The organism is Bacillus sp. T17B1, assembly GCF_026796395.1.
GTDB classification, from domain to species: domain Bacteria; phylum Bacillota; class Bacilli; order Bacillales; family Bacillaceae; genus Bacillus; species Bacillus spizizenii_A.
On record NZ_JALAYA010000027.1, the window covers coordinates 24,266 to 43,082 of the forward strand.

Here is an 18,817-nt window from a genome sequence, read left to right on the forward strand (position 1 = left end):
AGGCAGCCGAACTGCGCTGCCTTTATGTCATTTTCAAGTTTTATTTGGTTAATACTGCTTCTTTTACATGAGGAAGCACTGTATCCTGATAAATTTCAGTCGGATATTTACCTGTAAAGCAAGCGAGACACTGTCCGCAATTAGAGTCATCGTATTTTCTGCCGATGCCTTTCAGCAGCCCTTCCACACTCAAAAATGAGAGGGTGTCCGCCCCGATTTCCTGACGGATTTCTTCAACTGAATGGGAGGACGCGATCAGTTCTTCATGTGTGGACGTATCAATGCCGTAAAAGCACGGATGAGCGATCGGCGGTGAACTGATTTTCACATGCACCTCTGTTGCACCCGCTTCTCTGAGCATCGTGACAATCCGGCGGCTTGTTGTTCCACGCACGATAGAGTCATCTACCATAACGACGCGTTTTCCTTCTACAACCCCGCGAACCGCAGATAGCTTCATTCTGACACCTTGCTCGCGCAGAGCCTGAGATGGCTGAATAAACGTTCTGCCGACATAGCGGTTTTTGATTAAGCCCAGCTCATACGGGATGCCTGTTGCTTCCGCATAGCCAATCGCAGCTGAAATACTGGAATCCGGAACCCCTGTTACGACATCAGCTTCAACTGCGGATTCCTGAGCCAGCATTTTCCCAAGGTTTTTACGCGCACTATGCACATTAATGCCGTCAATATTACTGTCAGGCCTGGAGAAATAGATATACTCCATGCTGCAAATAGAACGGTTGATATTCATGGAGAAGCGCTCTGATTTCATGCCATCATCATTGATGATCAGCATTTCACCCGGTTCTACCTCACGAAGATACGTTGCGCCGACGACATCAAATGCGCATGTTTCTGATGCGACGACATAAGCGTCGCCCAGCATGCCGATGGATAGCGGTCTAAGCCCGTTCGGGTCAAGCGCTACGATCATTTCTGTCTCGGTCATGATCAGGAATGCGTAGGCGCCTTTCAGCATGGAAAGCGAGTTTTTTATTTGATCCTTCAGTGTGAAGTGTCCGCTTCTTTTGATCAGGTGAGCCAACACCTCTGTGTCTGAAGAGGTCTGGAAGATGCTCCCTTGATTTTCAAGCTGCTGCTTCAGCTGAGTGGCATTCACCAAGTTCCCGTTATGGGCAAGCGCCAGGCTGCCGTTGTTTTGGGAGCGGAAGAGGAGCGGCTGTACATTTTCGTATCCGCCGCCTCCAGCCGTCGCATACCGAACGTGCCCGATTGCGCCTTTTCCCTTTACTTTGCTGAGCTCGCCATTTTGAAACACTTCAGTGATCAGCCCTTGGCCTTTGTGCGCCGTTAGTTTTTCACCGTCAGTTGCTACAATGCCCGCACCTTCCTGTCCTCGGTGCTGGAGGCTGTGGAGGCCGTAATAGGTGATTTGCGGGGCTTCTTCATGTCCCCAAATCCCAAATACGCCGCACTCTTCATTTAAGCCTTTGATTTCAGCAAGCATGGGATAGCTCCTTTCCATGCGCGCTCAAGCTCTTTCGTTTGCGCATGAATCAATTGTTGTCCGTCTTGGTTTTGAATCGCCAGAAGACCATCAGCTGTTACCTCACCGATATGAACGGCATCATTCACAGCTGCTTCAAACGCTGCTTGATGTTCTTTTTTCACTGAAACGACGAAGCGGGATTGAGATTCTGAGAATAATAATGCTGCTTCGCCTTCAACAGTCACGTTCGCGCCAAGATTTTCTGTCGTCATGACACTTTCTGCAATCGCTACGCCTAAACCGCCTTCAGACACATCATGCGCAGATTGAACAAAGCCTTTTTTAATCGCATCAAGCAATGCTCTTTGGCGTGACAGTTCTACATCAAGATCAATTTGCGGTGCTTTTCCGTAAATATTGCCTTCTGTCATTTTTTGCAGCTCGCTTCCGGCAAACTCAGGTTTTGTTTCGCCAATCACATATACGAGATCTCCCGCTTGTTTGAAATGCTGTGTTGTAATGTGTGCTGTATCTTCAATTAAGCCGACCATGCCGATAACAGGTGTCGGGTAGATCGCCGTTCCGTTTGATTCGTTATAAAGTGAAACGTTTCCGCCGATAACCGGTGTGCTGAGAACATTGCACGCCTCGCTGATGCCGTCAGCCGCTTTTTCGATCTGCCAGAAAATTTCCGGTTTCTCAGGGTTTCCGAAGTTAAGGTTATCTGTGATTGCAAGCGGTTCTGCGCCTGAGCAAATGATGTTGCGCGCCGCTTCAGCGACAGCGATTTTCCCGCCGACTTCAGGATCGAGATAGAGATAACGGGCGTTACAGTCTGTCGTCATCGCCAGTGCCTTTTTCGTTCCGCGGATTCTGAGAACACCCGCATCAGACCCAGGAGCGACAACTGTATTCGTCCGCACCATGTAGTCATACTGATCGTAAACCCACTCTTTGCTTGCGATCGTCGGCTGCTGGAGAAGGGCTTTCAGCGTTTCATTCGCATCATCAATTTGAGGAGCCGGAACATCCGTCTCTAAAAATTCGCGGTAGTATGCTGGTTCTTGAGATGGCTTGTGGTAAACCGGCGCTTCTTCTGCCAAGGCATCAACAGGCAGCTCACACACTACCTCTCCTTTATGTGTCAGGCGAAGCATTTTATCATCTGTCACGCGTCCGACAGAAACTGCTTCAAGATCGTATTTATCAAAAATATCGATGATTTCCTGCTCACGTCCGCGCTCGATGACCAAAAGCATCCGTTCCTGTGATTCAGAAAGCATCATTTCATATGCAGTCATGCCTGTTTCACGCTGAGGAATCAGGTCAAGATTCATCTCAATACCAGAGCCGGCTTTACTTGCCATTTCGGCACTTGAGCTTGTTAAACCGGCAGCTCCCATATCCTGAATACCGACTAACGCATCACATTGGATGACTTCTAGACATGCCTCAAGCAAAAGCTTCTCCATAAACGGATCGCCGACTTGAACAGCAGAGCGTTTTTCTTCAGACGAATCAGACATTTCTTCAGAAGCAAACGTAGCGCCGTGGATTCCGTCACGCCCCGTTTTTGCCCCTACGTACATGACTGTGTTGCCGACACCCTTCGCCTGGCCTTTTTTGATGTCTTCATGGTTGATTAAACCGACACACATTGCGTTGACGAGCGGATTTCCTTCATAGCTGCTGTCAAACTGCACTTCTCCGCCGACTGTCGGGATGCCGATACAGTTGCCGTATCCGGCAATACCCGCTACTACTTCTTCAAACAAGTACTTCACACGCGGTGAAGTCAGTTCACCAAATCGAAGAGAGTTCAATACAGCGATTGGACGGGCCCCCATTGAGAAAACGTCACGGATTATGCCGCCTACGCCAGTCGCAGCACCTTGGTACGGTTCAATGGCTGATGGATGGTTATGCGATTCAATTTTGAACACAACCGCTTGGTTGTCACCGATATCAACGATTCCAGCGCCTTCCCCCGGACCTTGCAGCACACGCTCGCCGCTTGTCGGGAATTTACGCAGAATCGGCTTTGAGTTTTTGTAGCTGCAATGCTCTGACCACATGACAGAAAAAATTCCGATTTCTGTGTAGTTCGGCAATCTGCCAAGAATGGATTCAATCAATGCAAACTCATCATCACTGACACCCATTTGCTGATACAGTTTCTCTTCTTTTATTTGTTCTTTACTTGGTTCAAGCAGTAGTGACATGAGTTTCCCTCCAATTTTTCACGATAGACTGAAACAATGTAAGACCGTCGGCGCTTCCAAGCAGTTCATCGACCGCGCGCTCAGGGTGAGGCATCATGCCTAATACGTTGCCTTTCTCATTCACGACACCGGCAATGTCGCTGACACTCCCGTTAATATTGGAGCCGTATGTGTAAGCAATTTGATTGTTCTCTTTCAATGAAGCAAGCGTTTCGTCATCACAGTAGAAATTTCCTTCACCATGGGCAACCGGGATGGTAATCGATTGGCCTTTTTCATAGGAAGATGTAAATAATGTCTCATCGTTTTGTACAATTAATTCAACCGGACGGCAAATGAACTTCAGATCTTTGTTACGTCTCATTGCGCCTGGCAGAAGGCCAAGCTCCTGTAAAATCTGGAATCCGTTGCAGACGCCAAGAACTGGTTTCCCTTCAGCCGCCGCCTGTTTGACAGCTGGCATAATATTCGCAAATCGGGCGATAGCACCGCATCTCAAGTAATCGCCGTAAGAAAATCCTCCCGGAATTAACACGCCGTCGAAGCCTTCAAGGCTTGTTTCCTCATGCCAGACGTATTCCACTTCATGGCCGAGCTCATCCTTTACAGCATGATACATATCGATATCACAGTTGGAGCCGGGTAACACAATCACCGCAAATTTCACTGTGCGACTACCTCCTCAACTTCGTATCTGTAATCTTCAATCACTGTATTCGCTAGAAGTTTTTCGCACATTTCTTTCACGAGCACGTCAAGGTCCCGGTCAGATTTTTCAATGGTAAGCTCCATGTATTTTCCGATACGCACATCTTGAACTTCGTTATAAGTCATACTGTGCAAGGCATGCTGGACAGCACTCCCTTGTGGATCTAGTACACTTTCTTTTAAGCTGACATAAACTTTTACTTTATACATGATGAATGCCTCCCAGTCTTTTGAAAATCTCTTCGTATGCGTCGGTTAAGCTTCCCAGATTGCGTCTGAATAAATCTTTGTCCAGCTTTTCGTTCGTATCTTTATCCCACAAGCGGCATGTGTCAGGTGAAATTTCATCCGCCAAAAGCACTTGCCCGTCTGCATCTAAACCGAATTCAAGCTTGAAATCTATTAATCTGACATGACAATCGTCAAAAATGGCTTGAAGCTCTTCATTTACTGTTTTTGTAATGGACTTAATGGATGCTACCTGCTCAGAAGTCGCTGCTTTCAACAGCCAAATATGATCCTCTGTGATGAGCGGATCACCCAGCGCGTCATCCTTGTAGTAAAACTCGATTATAGGCTGTTCAAGCTCCGTGCCTTCTGGAATGCCGAGACGTTTGGACATGCTTCCTGCCACAACATTTCTGACGACGACTTCAAGCGGCACAATCGTTACCTTCTTAATGAGCTGCTCCGTTTCCGAAATACGCTCGATAAAGTGGTTGTTAATGCCCTTAGCATGAAGGTGTTTGAAAATGAGGCTTGAGATTTCGTTATTCAAGCGCCCTTTTCCGCTGATTTCTGCTTTTTTCTCACCGTTAAAAGCAGTGGCGGAGTCTTTATACACGACATACAGCGTGTTTTCGTCATCGGTTTTGTAGATCTTTTTTGCTTTTCCTTCGTATAAAAGTTCATTCTTCACAATATTCACGGAAGGCCTCCTAACCCGAATGTTGGGAATTTTCAAACTAAGACAGCATAGAAGAAGCCGCCTAAAAGCTTCTTCTATGCTAAACCTAAACGTTCAAAGATCAGATCAACATTTTTCAGATGATAGTTGTAATCAAAGCAGTCAGCAATTTTTTCAGGAGAAAGACGTGACGTGATTTTTTCTTCCGCTTCCACAAGCTCACGGAACGGCACTTGTTTTTCCCATGCCTCCATTGCTTTCGGCTGCACTGTGTCATATGCTTCTTCGCGAGTCAGGCCTGTGTCAATCAAAGCAAGCAGCACGCGCTGAGAGTAGATAAGGCCGAGCGTGCGATCCATGTTGCGCTTCATGTTTTCCGGGAAAACCGTTAAATTCTTCACGATGTTAGAGAAGCGGTTCAGCATGTAGTTCAGCGCGATTGTCGCATCCGGAAGAATAATCCGTTCTGCTGAAGAATGAGAAATATCGCGCTCATGCCATAATGGAACATTTTCGTAAGCTGTCATCATGTAGCCGCGGATCACACGTGCCATGCCTGTCATGTTTTCAGAGCCAATCGGATTTCGTTTGTGCGGCATCGCAGATGAACCCTTTTGCCCTTTCGCGAAAAATTCTTCAACTTCGCGTGTTTCACTCTTTTGCAGTCCGCGAATTTCCACTGCGAATTTTTCGATGCTTGTCGCGATCAAAGCAAGTGTCGCCATATAGTCAGCATGGCGGTCACGCTGAAGGGTTTGAGTTGAAATCGGTGCTGCTTTCAATCCGAGCTTCTCACAAACATATTGCTCTACAAATGGGTCAATGTTCGCATACGTGCCGACCGCGCCGGAAATCTTCCCAACCTCAATGCCTGCTTTCGCTTGTTTAAAACGCTCAAGATTCCGTTTCATTTCCTCATGCCAAAGCGCAAGTTTTAAACCGAACGTTGTCGGCTCAGCGTGTACGCCGTGTGTGCGCCCCATCATAACTGTGTATTTATGCTCTTTCGCTTTTTCTTTTATAATGTCAACAAATCTCTCAAGGTCCTTGAGCAGAATGTCGTTTGCCTGTTTTAATAAGTAAGAAAGAGCCGTATCTACAACGTCAGTTGACGTTAAACCGTAGTGCACCCATTTTCTTTCTTCCCCCAGTGATTCGGAAACGGCGCGTGTAAAAGCGACAACGTCATGGCGCGTGTCCTGTTCGATTTCTAAAATGCGGTTGATGTCAAATGACGCGTTCTCACGCATGACCTTTACGTCTTCTTTCGGAATGACGCCAAGCTCCGCCCACGCTTCACAGGCAAGAATCTCCACCTCCAGCCATGCTTGAAATCTGTTTTCATCCGTCCAAATCGCAGACATTTCAGGTCTTGAATAACGTTCAATCATTCAGCTTGTCCTCCGTCTCTATTCATCCATTTATTTGTGATCTCCTGAATCCAATGGTCTTCAGGTTGCTTCATAAATGTAATATGCCCCATCTTGCGGCCTTTTTTAATTTCATGTTTTCCGTATATATATAGCTTTGCTTCTTTTAAAAGCTCCGGTTCTTCCTCAACAAGCTTCACTTCATCGCCGAGAAGATTCACCATCATACCCGGCTTCAGCAAATCTGTTTTCCCGAGCGGAAGGCCGCATACCGCTCTGATATGCTGTTCAAACTGGCTCGTTTCGCAAAGATCCAGTGTATAATGCCCTGAATTGTGCGGTCTTGGCGCCAGTTCATTGACCAAAAGCTCTCCGTCTTCTGTCAGGAACATCTCAACAGCAAGCGGTCCGACAAGGTTAAGCTCGTCTGCAAGCTTAACAGCCAAATCAGCAGCCTTCTTCTGAATCCCTTCCTCCACCCGTACAGGCACGATGCTTTGGAAAAGAATATTGTTATGGTGAATGTTCTCAGCTGCCGGAAATGTTGAAATTTCACCGTTTATCGATCTGACGACGATAACCGACAGTTCCATTTTAAAAGAAACCCAGCTTTCGAGAATGCAAATTCCGTGTTCTAAAAGAGCTGCAGCATGCTCAATTTGCGCCTCTTCCTTGATCACAAATTGGCCTTTGCCGTCGTATCCGCCGCGGCATGTTTTCAGTACTGCTGGAAGCCCAAGCTCCTGTACCGCCTGTTTCAGTTCATCATCTGTTTTGACGATGCTGTACGGCGCGACTGCACAGCCCGCGGCTTGAATTGCTTTTTTCTCCGTTTCACGGTTTTGGGTAATGAGCAGCAGCTCACTTCCTTGCGGGAGATACGCATGACCTTTTAGCCAATGCAGCGCATCATAGTCAATGTTTTCAAACTCATAAGTGATGATGTCGCTGACGTCAGCCAATTTTCGAATCGCTTCACGGTCATTATAATGAGCTGTAATTTCGATATCCGCAACCTGCCCGCACGGCGAATCTTTCACCGGATCAATGACCGCGACTTTATACCCCATTTGTTTGGCGGAAACAGCCATCATTTTTCCAAGCTGGCCGCCGCCAATCATTCCGATGACAGCTCCCGGATAGATGATTTGTTTAGACAAGCTGATCACTGCTTTCTAACACCGTCTGTTTTGTATTTTCTCTTCTCTCATCCAGCTTACGGGCAAGATCTTCGTCAAAAGCTGACAAAATTTGCGCCGCTAACAGACCGGCGTTCACAGCGCCCGCTTTGCCGATGGCTGTTGTCGCAACCGGCACGCCTCCTGGCATTTGCACGATAGAAAGAAGTGAATCCAGCCCGTTCAGCGCCTTGGACTGAACCGGGACTCCAATGACCGGCAGAGTTGTTTTCGCAGCCGTCATCCCCGGAAGATGGGCCGCTCCTCCGGCACCGGCGATAATCACCTTGATGCCTCTTTCTCTCGCAGTTTCAGCGTATTCAAACATCAAATCAGGCGTCCGATGAGCGGAAACGACCTTTTTTTCGTACGGAACATTGAGTTCGTCAAGTATGTCGCATGCGTTTTTCATTGTCTCCCAATCGGAAGTGCTTCCCATGATGATTCCTACTAGCGGCTGCATTCTGTCCCCACCTTCTAATGCTTTTGTTTTCAGAAAATAAAAAAATACCCGCTCTGCATTGCACTTATGAGGAAGCAATACAAACCGGGCATGGTACATGTATCGTCAGTCGTTCGCTTCTGCGATATATCCATGTCAGTTTTATCGATCACTTTCCTGCATAGTCCGGCAATTTACGGTTGCCGGGTAGAAACTTATGGGCCATATTCCCAAGATTATATGAGGTCGTGTTTTGATTTCATGTTTATCTTAACAACGGACATGGATAATGTCAACGATATTATCGAACGATACAAAAATTCATTCTACTAATGTTCGTGTTTTAGATCAATTTCCCTTCAAATACGATTTTTTTCCCGCACGGAACAATCTGAATTGACCCATTTTCCTTTTTCTCCATAAAAATAGGCTCTTCCATTCGCCTTACAGGAAGATATCCTTCTTCTTTCATTTGCTGAAGCACCGCATCAATCGTTTGCTGCTCTGTTACTTCAAACTTTTTCTTCTTGGGCTTTGCCATTATTCTTTAATTCTCCTCTTCTTCACCGCTTTGACCCAGAAGCCGCCATGGATTGTTTTTGGTTCATATGCAATAATAAAGGCTTTTGAATCAAGTGTTTTAATCGTATCATACAGCTGAAGTTCATATCTTCTCGGCGTCAAAATCTGAAGGGCAGTGCGGTCGCCTTCAAGCCCTCCGACCACCCAGTTTGTCACGCCATAGCCTTTTTCACGGAGCTGCCTCGGAAGATCAAGATCAAGCTCCTTCGTAATCACATTGACCATAATATAGCCAAGCGCCAATTTTTCTTCTATTTTCATGCCGACAATCACGCCAAGACCGTAACCGAGCGCGTACGCAATCACATTTTGAATTTGGTCTAAGTTATCAAGCACCAGACTCAGCCCTGTCACATAAACCAATATCTCAATCGTACTGATGCCGGCCGCTAAATAACGCTGGCCTTTCAGTGTTAAAATCATTCTTATTGTAAAAAATGACACATAGACAATATTAATAATGAGAATTATGAGAACCATGGCTAACCCATTTGATAAGATGGTTTGCATCATTTTATTTCATCCCCCTACTCTTCAGCTTGCATAAAGCATTCATATTCTACTAGAGAAATGAGTCGTTTACAATGAGCTGAGGCTGTAAGCCTCAGGAAAATATTTCGACACGCTTTATGAGATTGAACAGTAGTAGCTTACCCTCTTTCTCACCTTTTCAAAATCAAAATAAAAAGCCCGCTTTTCAGCAGACTCAACTCTACTCATATATTGTCAGATCTCTTTTTTCATTTTCAGAAGGGACTTGTATTCTTTCTCAAGCTCACTCAGCGTATAATCAGCCAGCTGTTCCCCTCTACCCTGATAAAATTCCGAGAGCAGTAATTTGGTTTTTAAAAATTGTTTCTTTTGATTAATCGCTCGGCGAAGTAAATGAGCCATGTCCATCATCCTCCTTAAACATAAAGGTTTGCGCGCTGGACGTTTACAGCATTTTCCTTATCATACATGGGTTAATCCTACAAATCAACTATGTTTTTTAGATATATTTGTAAAAAATGTGACATGAAAAAACCGGCTATCAACAGCCGGTTTTTTTCATTAAAGCGGAATGAGCGACGCCGTGAAATATTCAGAAATCAACGGCCAAGTCACCGCCGCAAATAGCAGCGCTATCGCAACCACAGCAAACACACAATAGATATAGTCAATCGGTGCATCCTGTGCCGCCTGATGCAGACGCTGCACATACAGCGCCATCACAAAAAAGATCGAAAACAAGATTAGCACTGTAAACAGAACTGTCAGCATCGGAATATTTACGATCGCAAAGATTAACCAAAGGATTGAAACAGCAATTACCGGTACAAGCAAGGAACCCAAACCGGCAGCCGTTTCCCGAAACGTCACCTTCTCCTTCATCATATAGCGGGCGACGGCCCATACAGCTAAGACCATTACCGCGGAAAAAAGAAGCAAATACACAAGAACGACTAAAAATCCGTCATAAAAAGTGTGGTGGCGTTCACCGAAACCGAGTGGCCGATTCCAGCTCGCCTTTAACTGAAACCAGTTCCCGATTGAAAAGATCATACTGAATATTAGCATGGATATCAGACCATACTTATAATGAGAAAAACCATCCGCTACGACGGTTTTCGCCGGTGATTTCAAAATCGAGAACGCAAAACCGCAATATCTGTTGATGGCTGCCCATATAGACGCAAGCTTGTCTTTAGCAGTTGATACACCGCGTCCCTTGTGCGGTTTCTGCTTTTGTTTTTGCTTCTGCTTGCTTTGCCTGCTCGCATTTCTGGACATTCTCGATAGCGGTTCTTCATCTGCATCTATTCTTTCACTCTGGTTGACTTCTTCTTCAAACGTTTCTTTTCTTTCTTCCGTCATGTTAGCAACTCCTATCAAAAAAATACGGCGGAATACCATTCAGTAAGAAAATAAAACACTTATATAAGGTACCGAAGCCTTCCTGAACAGTCAAGTCATTTCCTTATAACTGAGGCCGGCGGCACATCTACATGACGGTATATCCTATGATATGGTTTTACCTTTTGCAACAAAAAAACCAGCTGCTGAGGCAGCTGGTCTTATTCCTTATTTTAAGAAGATAAAGTACAGGATAAATACGGCAAACAGCCCGTACATAATTGGATGAACCTCTTTGGCTTTCCCTTTGCACACCATTGTAATCGGATAGAAAATAAATCCGATGGCAATTCCGGTCGCAATGCTGTACGTTAACGGCATCATGATCATGGTAAGGAAAGCAGGAACGGCCACTTCGAACTTATCCCAAGCGATTTTGCCAAGCGGCGCGACCATCAGTGCACCAACAATGATCAGTGCCGGCGCTGTTACGTTTGATGTAACGACTGACAAGAGTGGTGAGAAAAACGTAGCCAGTAAAAAGAGAATACCTGTTACAATTGCCGCAAATCCTGAACGGGCACCCGCAGCGACACCTGAGCTTGATTCAACATAAGAAGTTGTTGTAGACGTACCAAGCATGGCTCCGATCACAATAGAAGATGAATCAGCTAAAAGCGCACGGCCCGCACGCGGCAATTTGTTTTCCTTCATTAAACCAGCTTGCGTTGCCACAGCAACAAGTGTACCCGCTGTATCAAAAAATCCGACAAACAGGAACGTTAAAATGACGATCAGCATTTGTACAGAGAAAATTTCCGGCAGGTGAATCCAAGCTTGTCCGAAAGTCGGCGCAAGGCTTGGCACACTACCGACGATTTGAGACGGTACCGGAACCAAACCGAAAATCATGCCGGCAACCGCTGTTAACAGCATCCCGATAAACACGCCCGCATTCACGCGAAGCACCATTAAAATAACCGTTACAATCACACCGAAAACCGTTAACAGCACAGGACCACTGTGAATGTTTCCGATGGTGACCAGTGTAGAAGGGTTCGCTGCAATGATTCCTGACCCTTGCAATCCAACAAATGTAATAAACAGGCCGATCCCCGCGCCGACTGCCAATTTCAGCTCAGGCGGAATGGCGTTGATGATTTTTTCTCGAAAACCTGTTAAAGAAAGAGCAACAAAAATAAGACCTGAAATAAACACACCAGACAAAGCTGCCTGCCAGGAAATGCCCATCCCAAGGACGACAGAAAACGCAAAAAATGCGTTGAGCCCCATACCAGGCGCAATGGCGATCGGATATCTCGCTATCAATCCCATTAAAATACAGCCTGCTGCAGACGCAAGCGCTGTCGCCGTAAAGACCGCACCTTGGTCGATTCTCAGCGCCTCCGGAAAATCTTTCACGCTCTCTAAAGCAAGTGTAATCGGATTGACGAACAGAATATATGCCATAGATAAAAAAGTTGTTAATCCGCCAATGATTTCATTGCGATAGCTGGTGCCCAGCTCATCAAACTGAAAAAACGTTTTCAAGCTATTTGCTCCCTTCACTCTTTGCTATTTATTCTGTCCTGAAAACGCCAAATAAAAAACGCCCCAATACAGTTTGGGACGCTTGACTACAGACGAATTTCAGTTTGAATAAATAAACGTGTTTTATTTATATATCAAACGAAAGAAATGTTTACGTAGTCAAGCCATTTACGGTAGCTTGGTAGAGACTTGCGAGCCATATCCCCGCGATTATACGAATTCATCTTATTTGATTTCTGTGTCTATTGTACCAAGTTCATTTTGAATTGACAATATAAATAACGAACAATAGTCAAATGAAATTCGATTTTGTTCGTAATAAACAGAGAAAACCATCTTCTTGGCAAAATCGCCTAAAAGATGGTTTCCATTAATTGTTTATTATTCCCACTCAATCGTCGCAGGCGGCTTACTTGTAATATCGTACACCACGCGGTTAATGTGCTTCACTTCGTTTACGATACGTGTAGAAATGACTTCAAGCACATCCCACGGGATACGCGCCCAGTCAGATGTCATGCCGTCGATTGATGTAACGGCGCGGATACCGATTGTGTAATCGTACGTTCTTGCGTCCCCCATAACACCAACGCTGCGGATGTCAGGAAGAACTGTGAAGTATTGCCAGATATCACGCTCTAATCCGTGATTTGCTACTTCTTCACGCAAAATCGCATCTGATTCACGAACGATTTCCAGTTTTTCTTCCGTTACTTCACCAAGGACGCGGATTCCGAGGCCCGGTCCTGGGAAAGGCTGGCGCCATACGATTTCATCCGGAATGCCGAGCTCTGTGCCAAGCGCGCGCACTTCGTCTTTGAAGAGCGTGTTTAACGGCTCGATCAGTTCAAACTGCATGTCTTCAGGAAGCCCGCCGACATTGTGGTGAGATTTGATCGTTTGCGCCGTTGCAGTACCGCTCTCGATGATATCAGTGTAAAGCGTTCCTTGTGCAAGGTAGTCGATGCCTTTGAGCTTGTCCGCTTCATCATCGAACACGTAAATGAATTCATTACCGATGATTTTGCGTTTTTGCTCAGGGTCAGAAACGCCTTTTAATTTATTTAAGAATCTGTCTTTTGCGTCTACTTTAATCACGTTCATGTTAAAGCCTTCGCTGAATGTTTTCATAACACCTTCAGCCTCGCCTTTACGGAGAAGACCATGGTCTACAAAGATACAAGTCAGCTGGTCGCCGATTGCTTTATGAATCAAAACAGCAACAACCGAGGAATCAACGCCGCCGCTTAGCGCGCAAAGAACCTGTTTGTCCCCGACCGTTTCACGGATTTTTTGCATTTCAATTTCGATAAAGTTCTCCATTGACCATTTGCCTTCACAATCGCAAACACCGAATACGAAGTTTTTCAGAAGATCATTGCCGTATTCAGAGTGGCGCACTTCCGGGTGGAACTGAACGCCGTACCATTTTTTATCGGCTTTGCTCATCGCTGAATTCGGGCAGTGATGGCTTGTCGCGTCAACCGTGAAGCCTTCAGGAACTTCTACAACCAAATCGCCATGGCTCATCCAAACCACTTGTTCGTGCGGAAGATCTTTGAACAAATCAGGTGTGCCTTCGATGTGGATGTTTGCTTTTCCGTATTCACGCTGGCTTGCCGCTTCAACTTTACCGCCAAGGTAATGAGTCATCAGCTGCATGCCGTAGCAAATTCCCAAAACAGGAATATCAAGCTCGAAGATTTTTTCGTCACAGCGGAAAGAGTTTTCATCATACACACTGTTTGGACCGCCGGATAAAATAATTCCTTTTGGATTCATTTCTTTAATTTCTTCAGCCGTCAATGTATGGGGATGCAGTTCGCTGTAAACACCGAATTCACGGATACGGCGTGTAATCAGCTGGTTATACTGACTACCGAAATCAAGGACAAGAATCATTTCATTCACTAACTTTGTCATGGTTGTCACCTAATCTCCTCTAAGTTTTTTGACACAGAAAAAAACGAGGACAGATATGAAGCTCGCTCCGCCCTCCTTGGCAAGGCCGTTTTGTCGGAGTCTGGCAACTCGCTCCCAGACTCCGATAATATTCACTAATTCTAACAACACGTTGATAAGCGGTCAAGACCATCTTCTTTTAATTAAATTTTCCCATAACTCTCTGGATTCAATCCAAAGCGCAGCCGAATCTTCATTTCTGTAAAGCGCCCGTTCATAGCATAATGTCAGCTTTGACATGTCTTCCGAGCCGAATTTTCCATCGATTCGTTTTGCATAATCACGCAGCGTTTCACTGTCTCGTTTCGACAGTCCCCTTCTCTTCAGCTGTTTCAGCAGCGCGCCATACGCCTCAAAAAACACGTACTGATCGCTGCGCCGCTTCAATTTTCTCACAACGAAAACAGGAATCCATAACGAACGGAAAACATAAAGCAATACTACTGTCAACAGGAGGACTGCGAGAATTGCAAGTCCTAAATACCAGCCCGCACCGGCATTTGCATGTGAAGCGGACGGCTTTTTAGAACCAGCTGGCTCCCGTTTTTCCTTTTGTTTTTCCTCTTTTTTCGGCTGTTTTTTCTCTTCTTTCTGCTGCTCTTTTGTTTTCTCCGGTGAGCTGCTGCTCTTGCTGCCGGAATCCTTTGTGTCTGAAGAAACAAACTCAGCCGGATTTGTAAACCCTTTAGTCGGCTCAAATGTGACCCAGCCCTGTTCCGGGAAATACACCTCTACCCAGGAATGGGCGTTGTTGTTGGTCACTTCGTAAATGCTGCCGTTTTTGTTCCCTGCTTCTTTATATTCACCGGACGTATAACCCTTTACCCAGCGGGCTGGAATACCGGCCGAGCGCAGGAGCACGACCATTGAGGAAGAAAAGTTATCACAGTAGCCCTTCTTTGTTTCAAACAAAAATTGATCGACATAATCCTCATCACTCTTAGGGATGGATACGTTTTCGGTTTCATATGTGAACTCATTTGATCCTAAGTAGTCCTCAACCGCTTTCACCTTATCAAACATATTGTCGTGATCCTGAGTCAGCTTGATCGCAAGGGTTCTTACCCGCTCAGGCAGTGAATTCGGCAACTGCATATAGCGGTCACTGAATCTGTATTCCTCACTGTTGCTTCTCACTTTTACCTTTCTCAGCTCATCCAGCTTGTAGACCGGAGAATGGTACGTTACTGTATAGCTTCCCATATTTCTGATCTCACCGGCTTGTTCACTGATCGGAGAAATTTGTTCCGTGTTCCCGTTCATTTCAAGCGAAACAGCCTGATTTGGCTGAATGGTTTCTGCACCGATCGGATACATCACATGGTTATACCCATAGTGCTCATCGACTTTTACACGAACGGTGTTGCGCTCTGTCGCAACCTTATGGTCAAACCATAGATTTTCTACTTTTCCTCCGCTAAGCTGATAGGACATGCCTGTGTCTGTTTCAACCCAGCCTTTTCCTGTATAGGTATCCTTCGTTTCCACACGGAAATACGTACGCTCTTTTCCCTGCCATGCAAAAACAGGGGTATCATCCTGCTGAAACGGGCCGCCGAGCGATTCATCATGGTTCCCATATCCGATTTTGCTTTCTCCAGCCGGCACATGATCTTGATTCGTGATTTTTTTGAGAAAGGGTACCGGATCAGGCCATGCCGGTTCTGATTTGGGAGCGGCAAGCCCGAATCCCACCGCAGCCACAACCAATACAGTTAAAGGAAGAAACCATTTCAGGACAGACATTTTTGGCAGTGTAATTCTTTCCATCAGCTTGATGCGGTCTAAGTATAAAAGGCCCAGCATAAAGAAGCCGATCAGCACGATACGGATGACGGCAAAAGTGGCATCATATGGCGTAAAGGTATCAAGAATCGTAATATACGCTACAGTCATGATAAAGAAAAATAAAATTCTCCTCTGGTAAATCACCCAATAATGAAGGAGATAGACCAACAGCCAGAGCAGGACAAAAAACAACAGGGTCCGAAACGAAGGAATCATGTCATTCCATTGCCCTGATTGAATCAGCTTGATATTCAAATAGACATCCTGTAAAAAAGAGCTGACCCAGCTCAAGTCAAATATTGAACCTTGATAAAACAGGATGTGTATCGAGATCAACGTAAATAAGACAGAAAAAGGAACGGTGACAAACCACCTCATCCTGAAAAAAGTCAGCAGAAACGTCAAACCGATAAAGACACTAAAAAAGCCCGTATGTTTCGTATCTGTAAAACTGTCAAGCGGCCTTAGCCACTCACACAGCAATAAAAACGCCAGAAAATAAAATAACAGCAAGCTCAAACGGCTTTCCTTCTGATCATCGTGCGGCATGTGCACCCGTCACCTCTCTTTCTAAACAACACGCGAAACTCATCCGTCTCTCATGACCTGAACTCTGATTTGACGTTTCATCATCCGTTCGATCATGACATTTTCAGCTTGGGAAAGTTCAGCACCTTTCTCTTTTGCCAGTATCACTGTAACCCGGCCTCCCCTGGTTTCTGCGATGCTCAGCAAATCTTCCGTGAACTGCCCCGTGACGATCACTTTGTCAGCCTGGCGAACAGATGGCTTCCCCAGCTCTTCCCGTACATATCGACTTACCGGATCAGCTGCATCACAATGAGCGACAACTAAATGCCGAAGCATGTGGTTAAAATGATGCTCTCCCTCCTGAATCGGAAAAATATTCTTTTCCTTTCCGACTGAGGCCAAGCCTGCCCCCGCGCCGTTTTTTAAAACAGAATAAAGAATCGAAGCTGTCACAGAAACGACCTCTTCAAATGCTTCAGAGGAAGAACGGTCCATCAGAAGAAATAGGTTTTTGCTTCGTGACGGTTCAAATTCCTTCGTCATCAGCTGGCTCCGCCGTGCAGAAGTTTTCCAGTCTAATGCAGCAAACCGGTCTCCCGGCTGATAATTCCGCACACTTGCCGCGACTGAGGAATGGTGCTGATGAATAGGAGAAGAACCGCTTACACCGTCTTCCTGATGCCTCTCATTCACCTGATAGGAAAAACGCTGAAAGGATGGATAAACAAGCAGGGTGTCTTCCAGCTCATAAAAAACTGTTTTTTCAATCAAACCGAGGACATCCCCGGTTCTCACCCTGATAGCATAAAAATGATGCTCTCCGCGCGGTACGGGAACTAATTCATATGACATCGTCATAGTCCGTTTAAACCAAGGAAAAACGAGCCGTTTGGCCACAGCTTTGTCTCGGTTCAATGACTCGATTCCTTCTGGCAGGCAATCTTCAATCACCATATACATCATTGGAAATGGCAGCTTTCTACTCAGCGTAACCGACACGCCCAGCCTGTCCCCCGCATGTAATTGTGTTTTGGCCATTTGCCGTGAAACCTGAAAAGAGCAGAGCGGATACAACGCCAGCAGCCCGGCATACACGACAAAAGGGAGAAACGTGTAAAACAAAAACCAGCTGACAAAGCCGCCTTGAAACATCGCGTAAGAAAAAACAGCAGCGGTCAATAATGTTAATACAATCAGCTTCCACCCATATACGAGCCATTGTAATTTCTTCTTCATCAGCGGATCGACGACCTTTGAACCGGTACCTTCACAGCTGACATGATCTCCCGTACGATTGCTTCTGCCTCGATCCCTTCAAACTTCGCCTCAGGCTGCAGCAGCATCCGGTGCGGAAGCGTAAATGGAGCCAAATATTGAATATCATCCGGAATGACATAGTCGCGATGATGCAGCAGCGCGTATGCTTGAGCCGCTTTCATGAGGGCAATTGATCCGCGCGGACTTACGCCTAATTGAACAGAAGCATGCTGTCTCGTTTTCTGCACGATCTCCACAATATATTCTTTTATGCTGTCATCGGCGCGGACATGTTGCACTTCCCGCTGCAACCGGATGAAGTCTTCTTTTGTTATAACCGGCTCAAGCGTCTCAATCGGATGGCTGTTTTCCTGAAGAGATAATACGTCCAGCTCTTCCTTAAAGGAGGGATAACCCATGCGAAGTTTGAATAAAAAACGGTCAAGCTGAGCTTCCGGCAAAGGATAGGTCCCTTCATATTCGACTGGGTTTTGCGTTGCCATTACAAAAAACGGAGCGGCAAGCGCCATCGTATGGCCATCTACCGTTACGCTTCCCTCTTCCATCGCTTCAAGCAAAGCAGACTGTGTCTTCGGAGAGGTGCGGTTGATTTCATCGGCCAGCACGATATTTCCCATAATCGGGCCGGGACGGTACTCAAATTCCATTGTTTTCGCATTATAGATGGATACGCCTGTTACATCAGATGGCAGCAAATCCGGAGTGAATTGGATTCTTTTGAAATCGGCGCCGATTGACTTTGCCAGCGCGCGGACCATCATCGTTTTTCCGACTCCGGGTACATCCTCAAGCAGCACATGCCCTTTGGCAAGAATGGCTGCGAAGCTGAGTATGGCGATGTCTCGTTTTCCAACCATTACTCTATTAATATGTTCAACTGCTTTCCCCAGCAAAGGATGCAGGTCTTCTTTGTATGCCATTCTTTTCCTCCTAGTCATCTACAAAATTCTTCATATTCTAACCTAACTTTACCACAAATAGCGATCTGTATAAAAAAACGATTCTAGCA

The 18,817-nt window shown here is 45.8% G+C and carries 17 protein-coding genes and 2 riboswitches; all 17 genes read right to left on the minus strand.

The features are described 5' to 3' along the window. Positions 1-40: 40 nt before the first annotated feature. Positions 41-1,471, minus strand: coding sequence for an amidophosphoribosyltransferase (gene purF / locus MOF34_RS13650; RefSeq protein WP_268400508.1), 1,431 nt, complete (start codon positions 1,469-1,471; stop codon positions 41-43). Further along, positions 1,447-3,675, minus strand: a complete 2,229-nt coding sequence (gene purL, locus MOF34_RS13655; protein WP_268400509.1) for a phosphoribosylformylglycinamidine synthase subunit PurL — start codon at positions 3,673-3,675, stop codon at positions 1,447-1,449. Before purL ends, purF begins: the two co-directional genes overlap by 25 nt. Beyond that, positions 3,659-4,342 (minus strand): phosphoribosylformylglycinamidine synthase subunit PurQ, encoded by a 684-nt coding sequence (gene purQ / locus MOF34_RS13660; protein ID WP_268400510.1) that lies wholly within the window; start codon positions 4,340-4,342, stop codon positions 3,659-3,661. Before purQ ends, purL begins: the two co-directional genes overlap by 17 nt. Beyond that, entirely contained in the window at positions 4,339-4,593 is a 255-nt protein-coding gene (gene purS / locus MOF34_RS13665; protein ID WP_003219409.1) for a phosphoribosylformylglycinamidine synthase subunit PurS, read from the minus strand. Before purS ends, purQ begins: the two co-directional genes overlap by 4 nt. Continuing rightward, on the minus strand, positions 4,586-5,311 hold the full coding sequence (gene purC, locus MOF34_RS13670) for a phosphoribosylaminoimidazolesuccinocarboxamide synthase (RefSeq protein ID WP_268400511.1): 726 nt from the start codon (positions 5,309-5,311) through the stop codon (positions 4,586-4,588). Before purC ends, purS begins: the two co-directional genes overlap by 8 nt. A gap of 74 nt (positions 5,312-5,385) precedes the next feature. Continuing rightward, positions 5,386-6,681 carry an adenylosuccinate lyase gene (purB, locus tag MOF34_RS13675; protein ID WP_014476028.1) on the minus strand — a complete coding sequence of 432 codons (1,296 nt, stop codon included), beginning with the start codon at positions 6,679-6,681 and terminating at the stop codon, positions 5,386-5,388. Further along, positions 6,678-7,820: a 5-(carboxyamino)imidazole ribonucleotide synthase gene (gene purK, locus MOF34_RS13680; RefSeq protein WP_268400512.1), complete on the minus strand. Its 1,143-nt coding sequence runs from the start codon at positions 7,818-7,820 to the stop codon at positions 6,678-6,680. Before purK ends, purB begins: the two co-directional genes overlap by 4 nt. Beyond that, positions 7,813-8,301 (minus strand): 5-(carboxyamino)imidazole ribonucleotide mutase, encoded by a 489-nt coding sequence (gene purE / locus MOF34_RS13685; protein ID WP_019713502.1) that lies wholly within the window; start codon positions 8,299-8,301, stop codon positions 7,813-7,815. Before purE ends, purK begins: the two co-directional genes overlap by 8 nt. 141 nt (positions 8,302-8,442) lie before the next feature. Then, positions 8,443-8,544: riboswitch (purine riboswitch) on the minus strand. Positions 8,545-8,623: 79 nt separating this feature from the next. After that, on the minus strand, positions 8,624-8,821 hold the full coding sequence (locus MOF34_RS13690; RefSeq protein WP_003219403.1) for an NETI motif-containing protein: 198 nt from the start codon (positions 8,819-8,821) through the stop codon (positions 8,624-8,626). Next, complete coding sequence (locus MOF34_RS13695; RefSeq protein ID WP_268400513.1) at positions 8,821-9,375, minus strand: DUF2179 domain-containing protein; 555 nt, start codon at positions 9,373-9,375, stop codon at positions 8,821-8,823. Before MOF34_RS13695 ends, MOF34_RS13690 begins: the two co-directional genes overlap by 1 nt. Before the next feature lie 213 nt (positions 9,376-9,588). Beyond that, positions 9,589-9,756 (minus strand): Fur-regulated basic protein FbpA, encoded by a 168-nt coding sequence (locus MOF34_RS13700; RefSeq protein ID WP_019713500.1) that lies wholly within the window; start codon positions 9,754-9,756, stop codon positions 9,589-9,591. A gap of 159 nt (positions 9,757-9,915) precedes the next feature. Then, positions 9,916-10,719 (minus strand): hypothetical protein, encoded by an 804-nt coding sequence (locus tag MOF34_RS13705; RefSeq protein WP_268400514.1) that lies wholly within the window; start codon positions 10,717-10,719, stop codon positions 9,916-9,918. A gap of 207 nt (positions 10,720-10,926) precedes the next feature. Further along, entirely contained in the window at positions 10,927-12,249 is a 1,323-nt protein-coding gene (pbuG, locus tag MOF34_RS13710; protein WP_268400515.1) for a hypoxanthine/guanine permease PbuG, read from the minus strand. 136 nt (positions 12,250-12,385) lie between these two features. Further along, positions 12,386-12,487: riboswitch (purine riboswitch) on the minus strand. Positions 12,488-12,630: 143 nt separating this feature from the next. Beyond that, the gene (gene guaA, locus MOF34_RS13715) at positions 12,631-14,172 is read right to left on the minus strand and encodes a glutamine-hydrolyzing GMP synthase (protein ID WP_268400516.1); all 1,542 of its coding nucleotides are present in this window, start codon (positions 14,170-14,172) and stop codon (positions 12,631-12,633) included. A gap of 162 nt (positions 14,173-14,334) precedes the next feature. After that, positions 14,335-16,548, minus strand: coding sequence for a DUF4129 domain-containing transglutaminase family protein (locus tag MOF34_RS13720; RefSeq protein WP_268400517.1), 2,214 nt, complete (start codon positions 16,546-16,548; stop codon positions 14,335-14,337). Between the two features lie 39 nt (positions 16,549-16,587). Next, entirely contained in the window at positions 16,588-17,766 is a 1,179-nt protein-coding gene (locus tag MOF34_RS13725) for a DUF58 domain-containing protein (RefSeq protein WP_268400518.1), read from the minus strand. Beyond that, positions 17,766-18,728 (minus strand): AAA family ATPase, encoded by a 963-nt coding sequence (locus MOF34_RS13730; RefSeq protein WP_268400519.1) that lies wholly within the window; start codon positions 18,726-18,728, stop codon positions 17,766-17,768. The genes MOF34_RS13725 and MOF34_RS13730 overlap by 1 nt, the downstream gene beginning before the upstream one ends. Between the last annotated feature and the right edge of the window lie 89 nt (positions 18,729-18,817).

What these genes read in the sequence shown, in the direction of transcription:
- purB (WP_014476028.1), bottom strand. Translation starts at nt 6,681, where the DNA reads ATGATTGAACGTTATTCAAGACCTGAAATGTCTGCGATTTGGACGGAT.
- MOF34_RS13730 (WP_268400519.1), bottom strand. Translation starts at nt 18,728, where the DNA reads ATGGCATACAAAGAAGACCTGCATCCTTTGCTGGGGAAAGCAGTTGAA.
- purE (WP_019713502.1), bottom strand. Translation starts at nt 8,301, where the DNA reads ATGCAGCCGCTAGTAGGAATCATCATGGGAAGCACTTCCGATTGGGAG.
- MOF34_RS13695 (WP_268400513.1), bottom strand. Translation starts at nt 9,375, where the DNA reads ATGATGCAAACCATCTTATCAAATGGGTTAGCCATGGTTCTCATAATT.
- MOF34_RS13705 (WP_268400514.1), bottom strand. Translation starts at nt 10,719, where the DNA reads ATGACGGAAGAAAGAAAAGAAACGTTTGAAGAAGAAGTCAACCAGAGT.
- purL (WP_268400509.1), bottom strand. Translation starts at nt 3,675, where the DNA reads ATGTCACTACTGCTTGAACCAAGTAAAGAACAAATAAAAGAAGAGAAA.
- MOF34_RS13700 (WP_019713500.1), bottom strand. Translation starts at nt 9,756, where the DNA reads ATGGCTCATTTACTTCGCCGAGCGATTAATCAAAAGAAACAATTTTTA.
- MOF34_RS13690 (WP_003219403.1), bottom strand. Translation starts at nt 8,821, where the DNA reads ATGGCAAAGCCCAAGAAGAAAAAGTTTGAAGTAACAGAGCAGCAAACG.
- guaA (WP_268400516.1), bottom strand. Translation starts at nt 14,172, where the DNA reads ATGACAAAGTTAGTGAATGAAATGATTCTTGTCCTTGATTTCGGTAGT.
- MOF34_RS13720 (WP_268400517.1), bottom strand. Translation starts at nt 16,548, where the DNA reads ATGCCGCACGATGATCAGAAGGAAAGCCGTTTGAGCTTGCTGTTATTT.
- purF (WP_268400508.1), bottom strand. Translation starts at nt 1,471, where the DNA reads ATGCTTGCTGAAATCAAAGGCTTAAATGAAGAGTGCGGCGTATTTGGG.
- purS (WP_003219409.1), bottom strand. Translation starts at nt 4,593, where the DNA reads ATGTATAAAGTAAAAGTTTATGTCAGCTTAAAAGAAAGTGTACTAGAT.
- MOF34_RS13725 (WP_268400518.1), bottom strand. Translation starts at nt 17,766, where the DNA reads ATGAAGAAGAAATTACAATGGCTCGTATATGGGTGGAAGCTGATTGTA.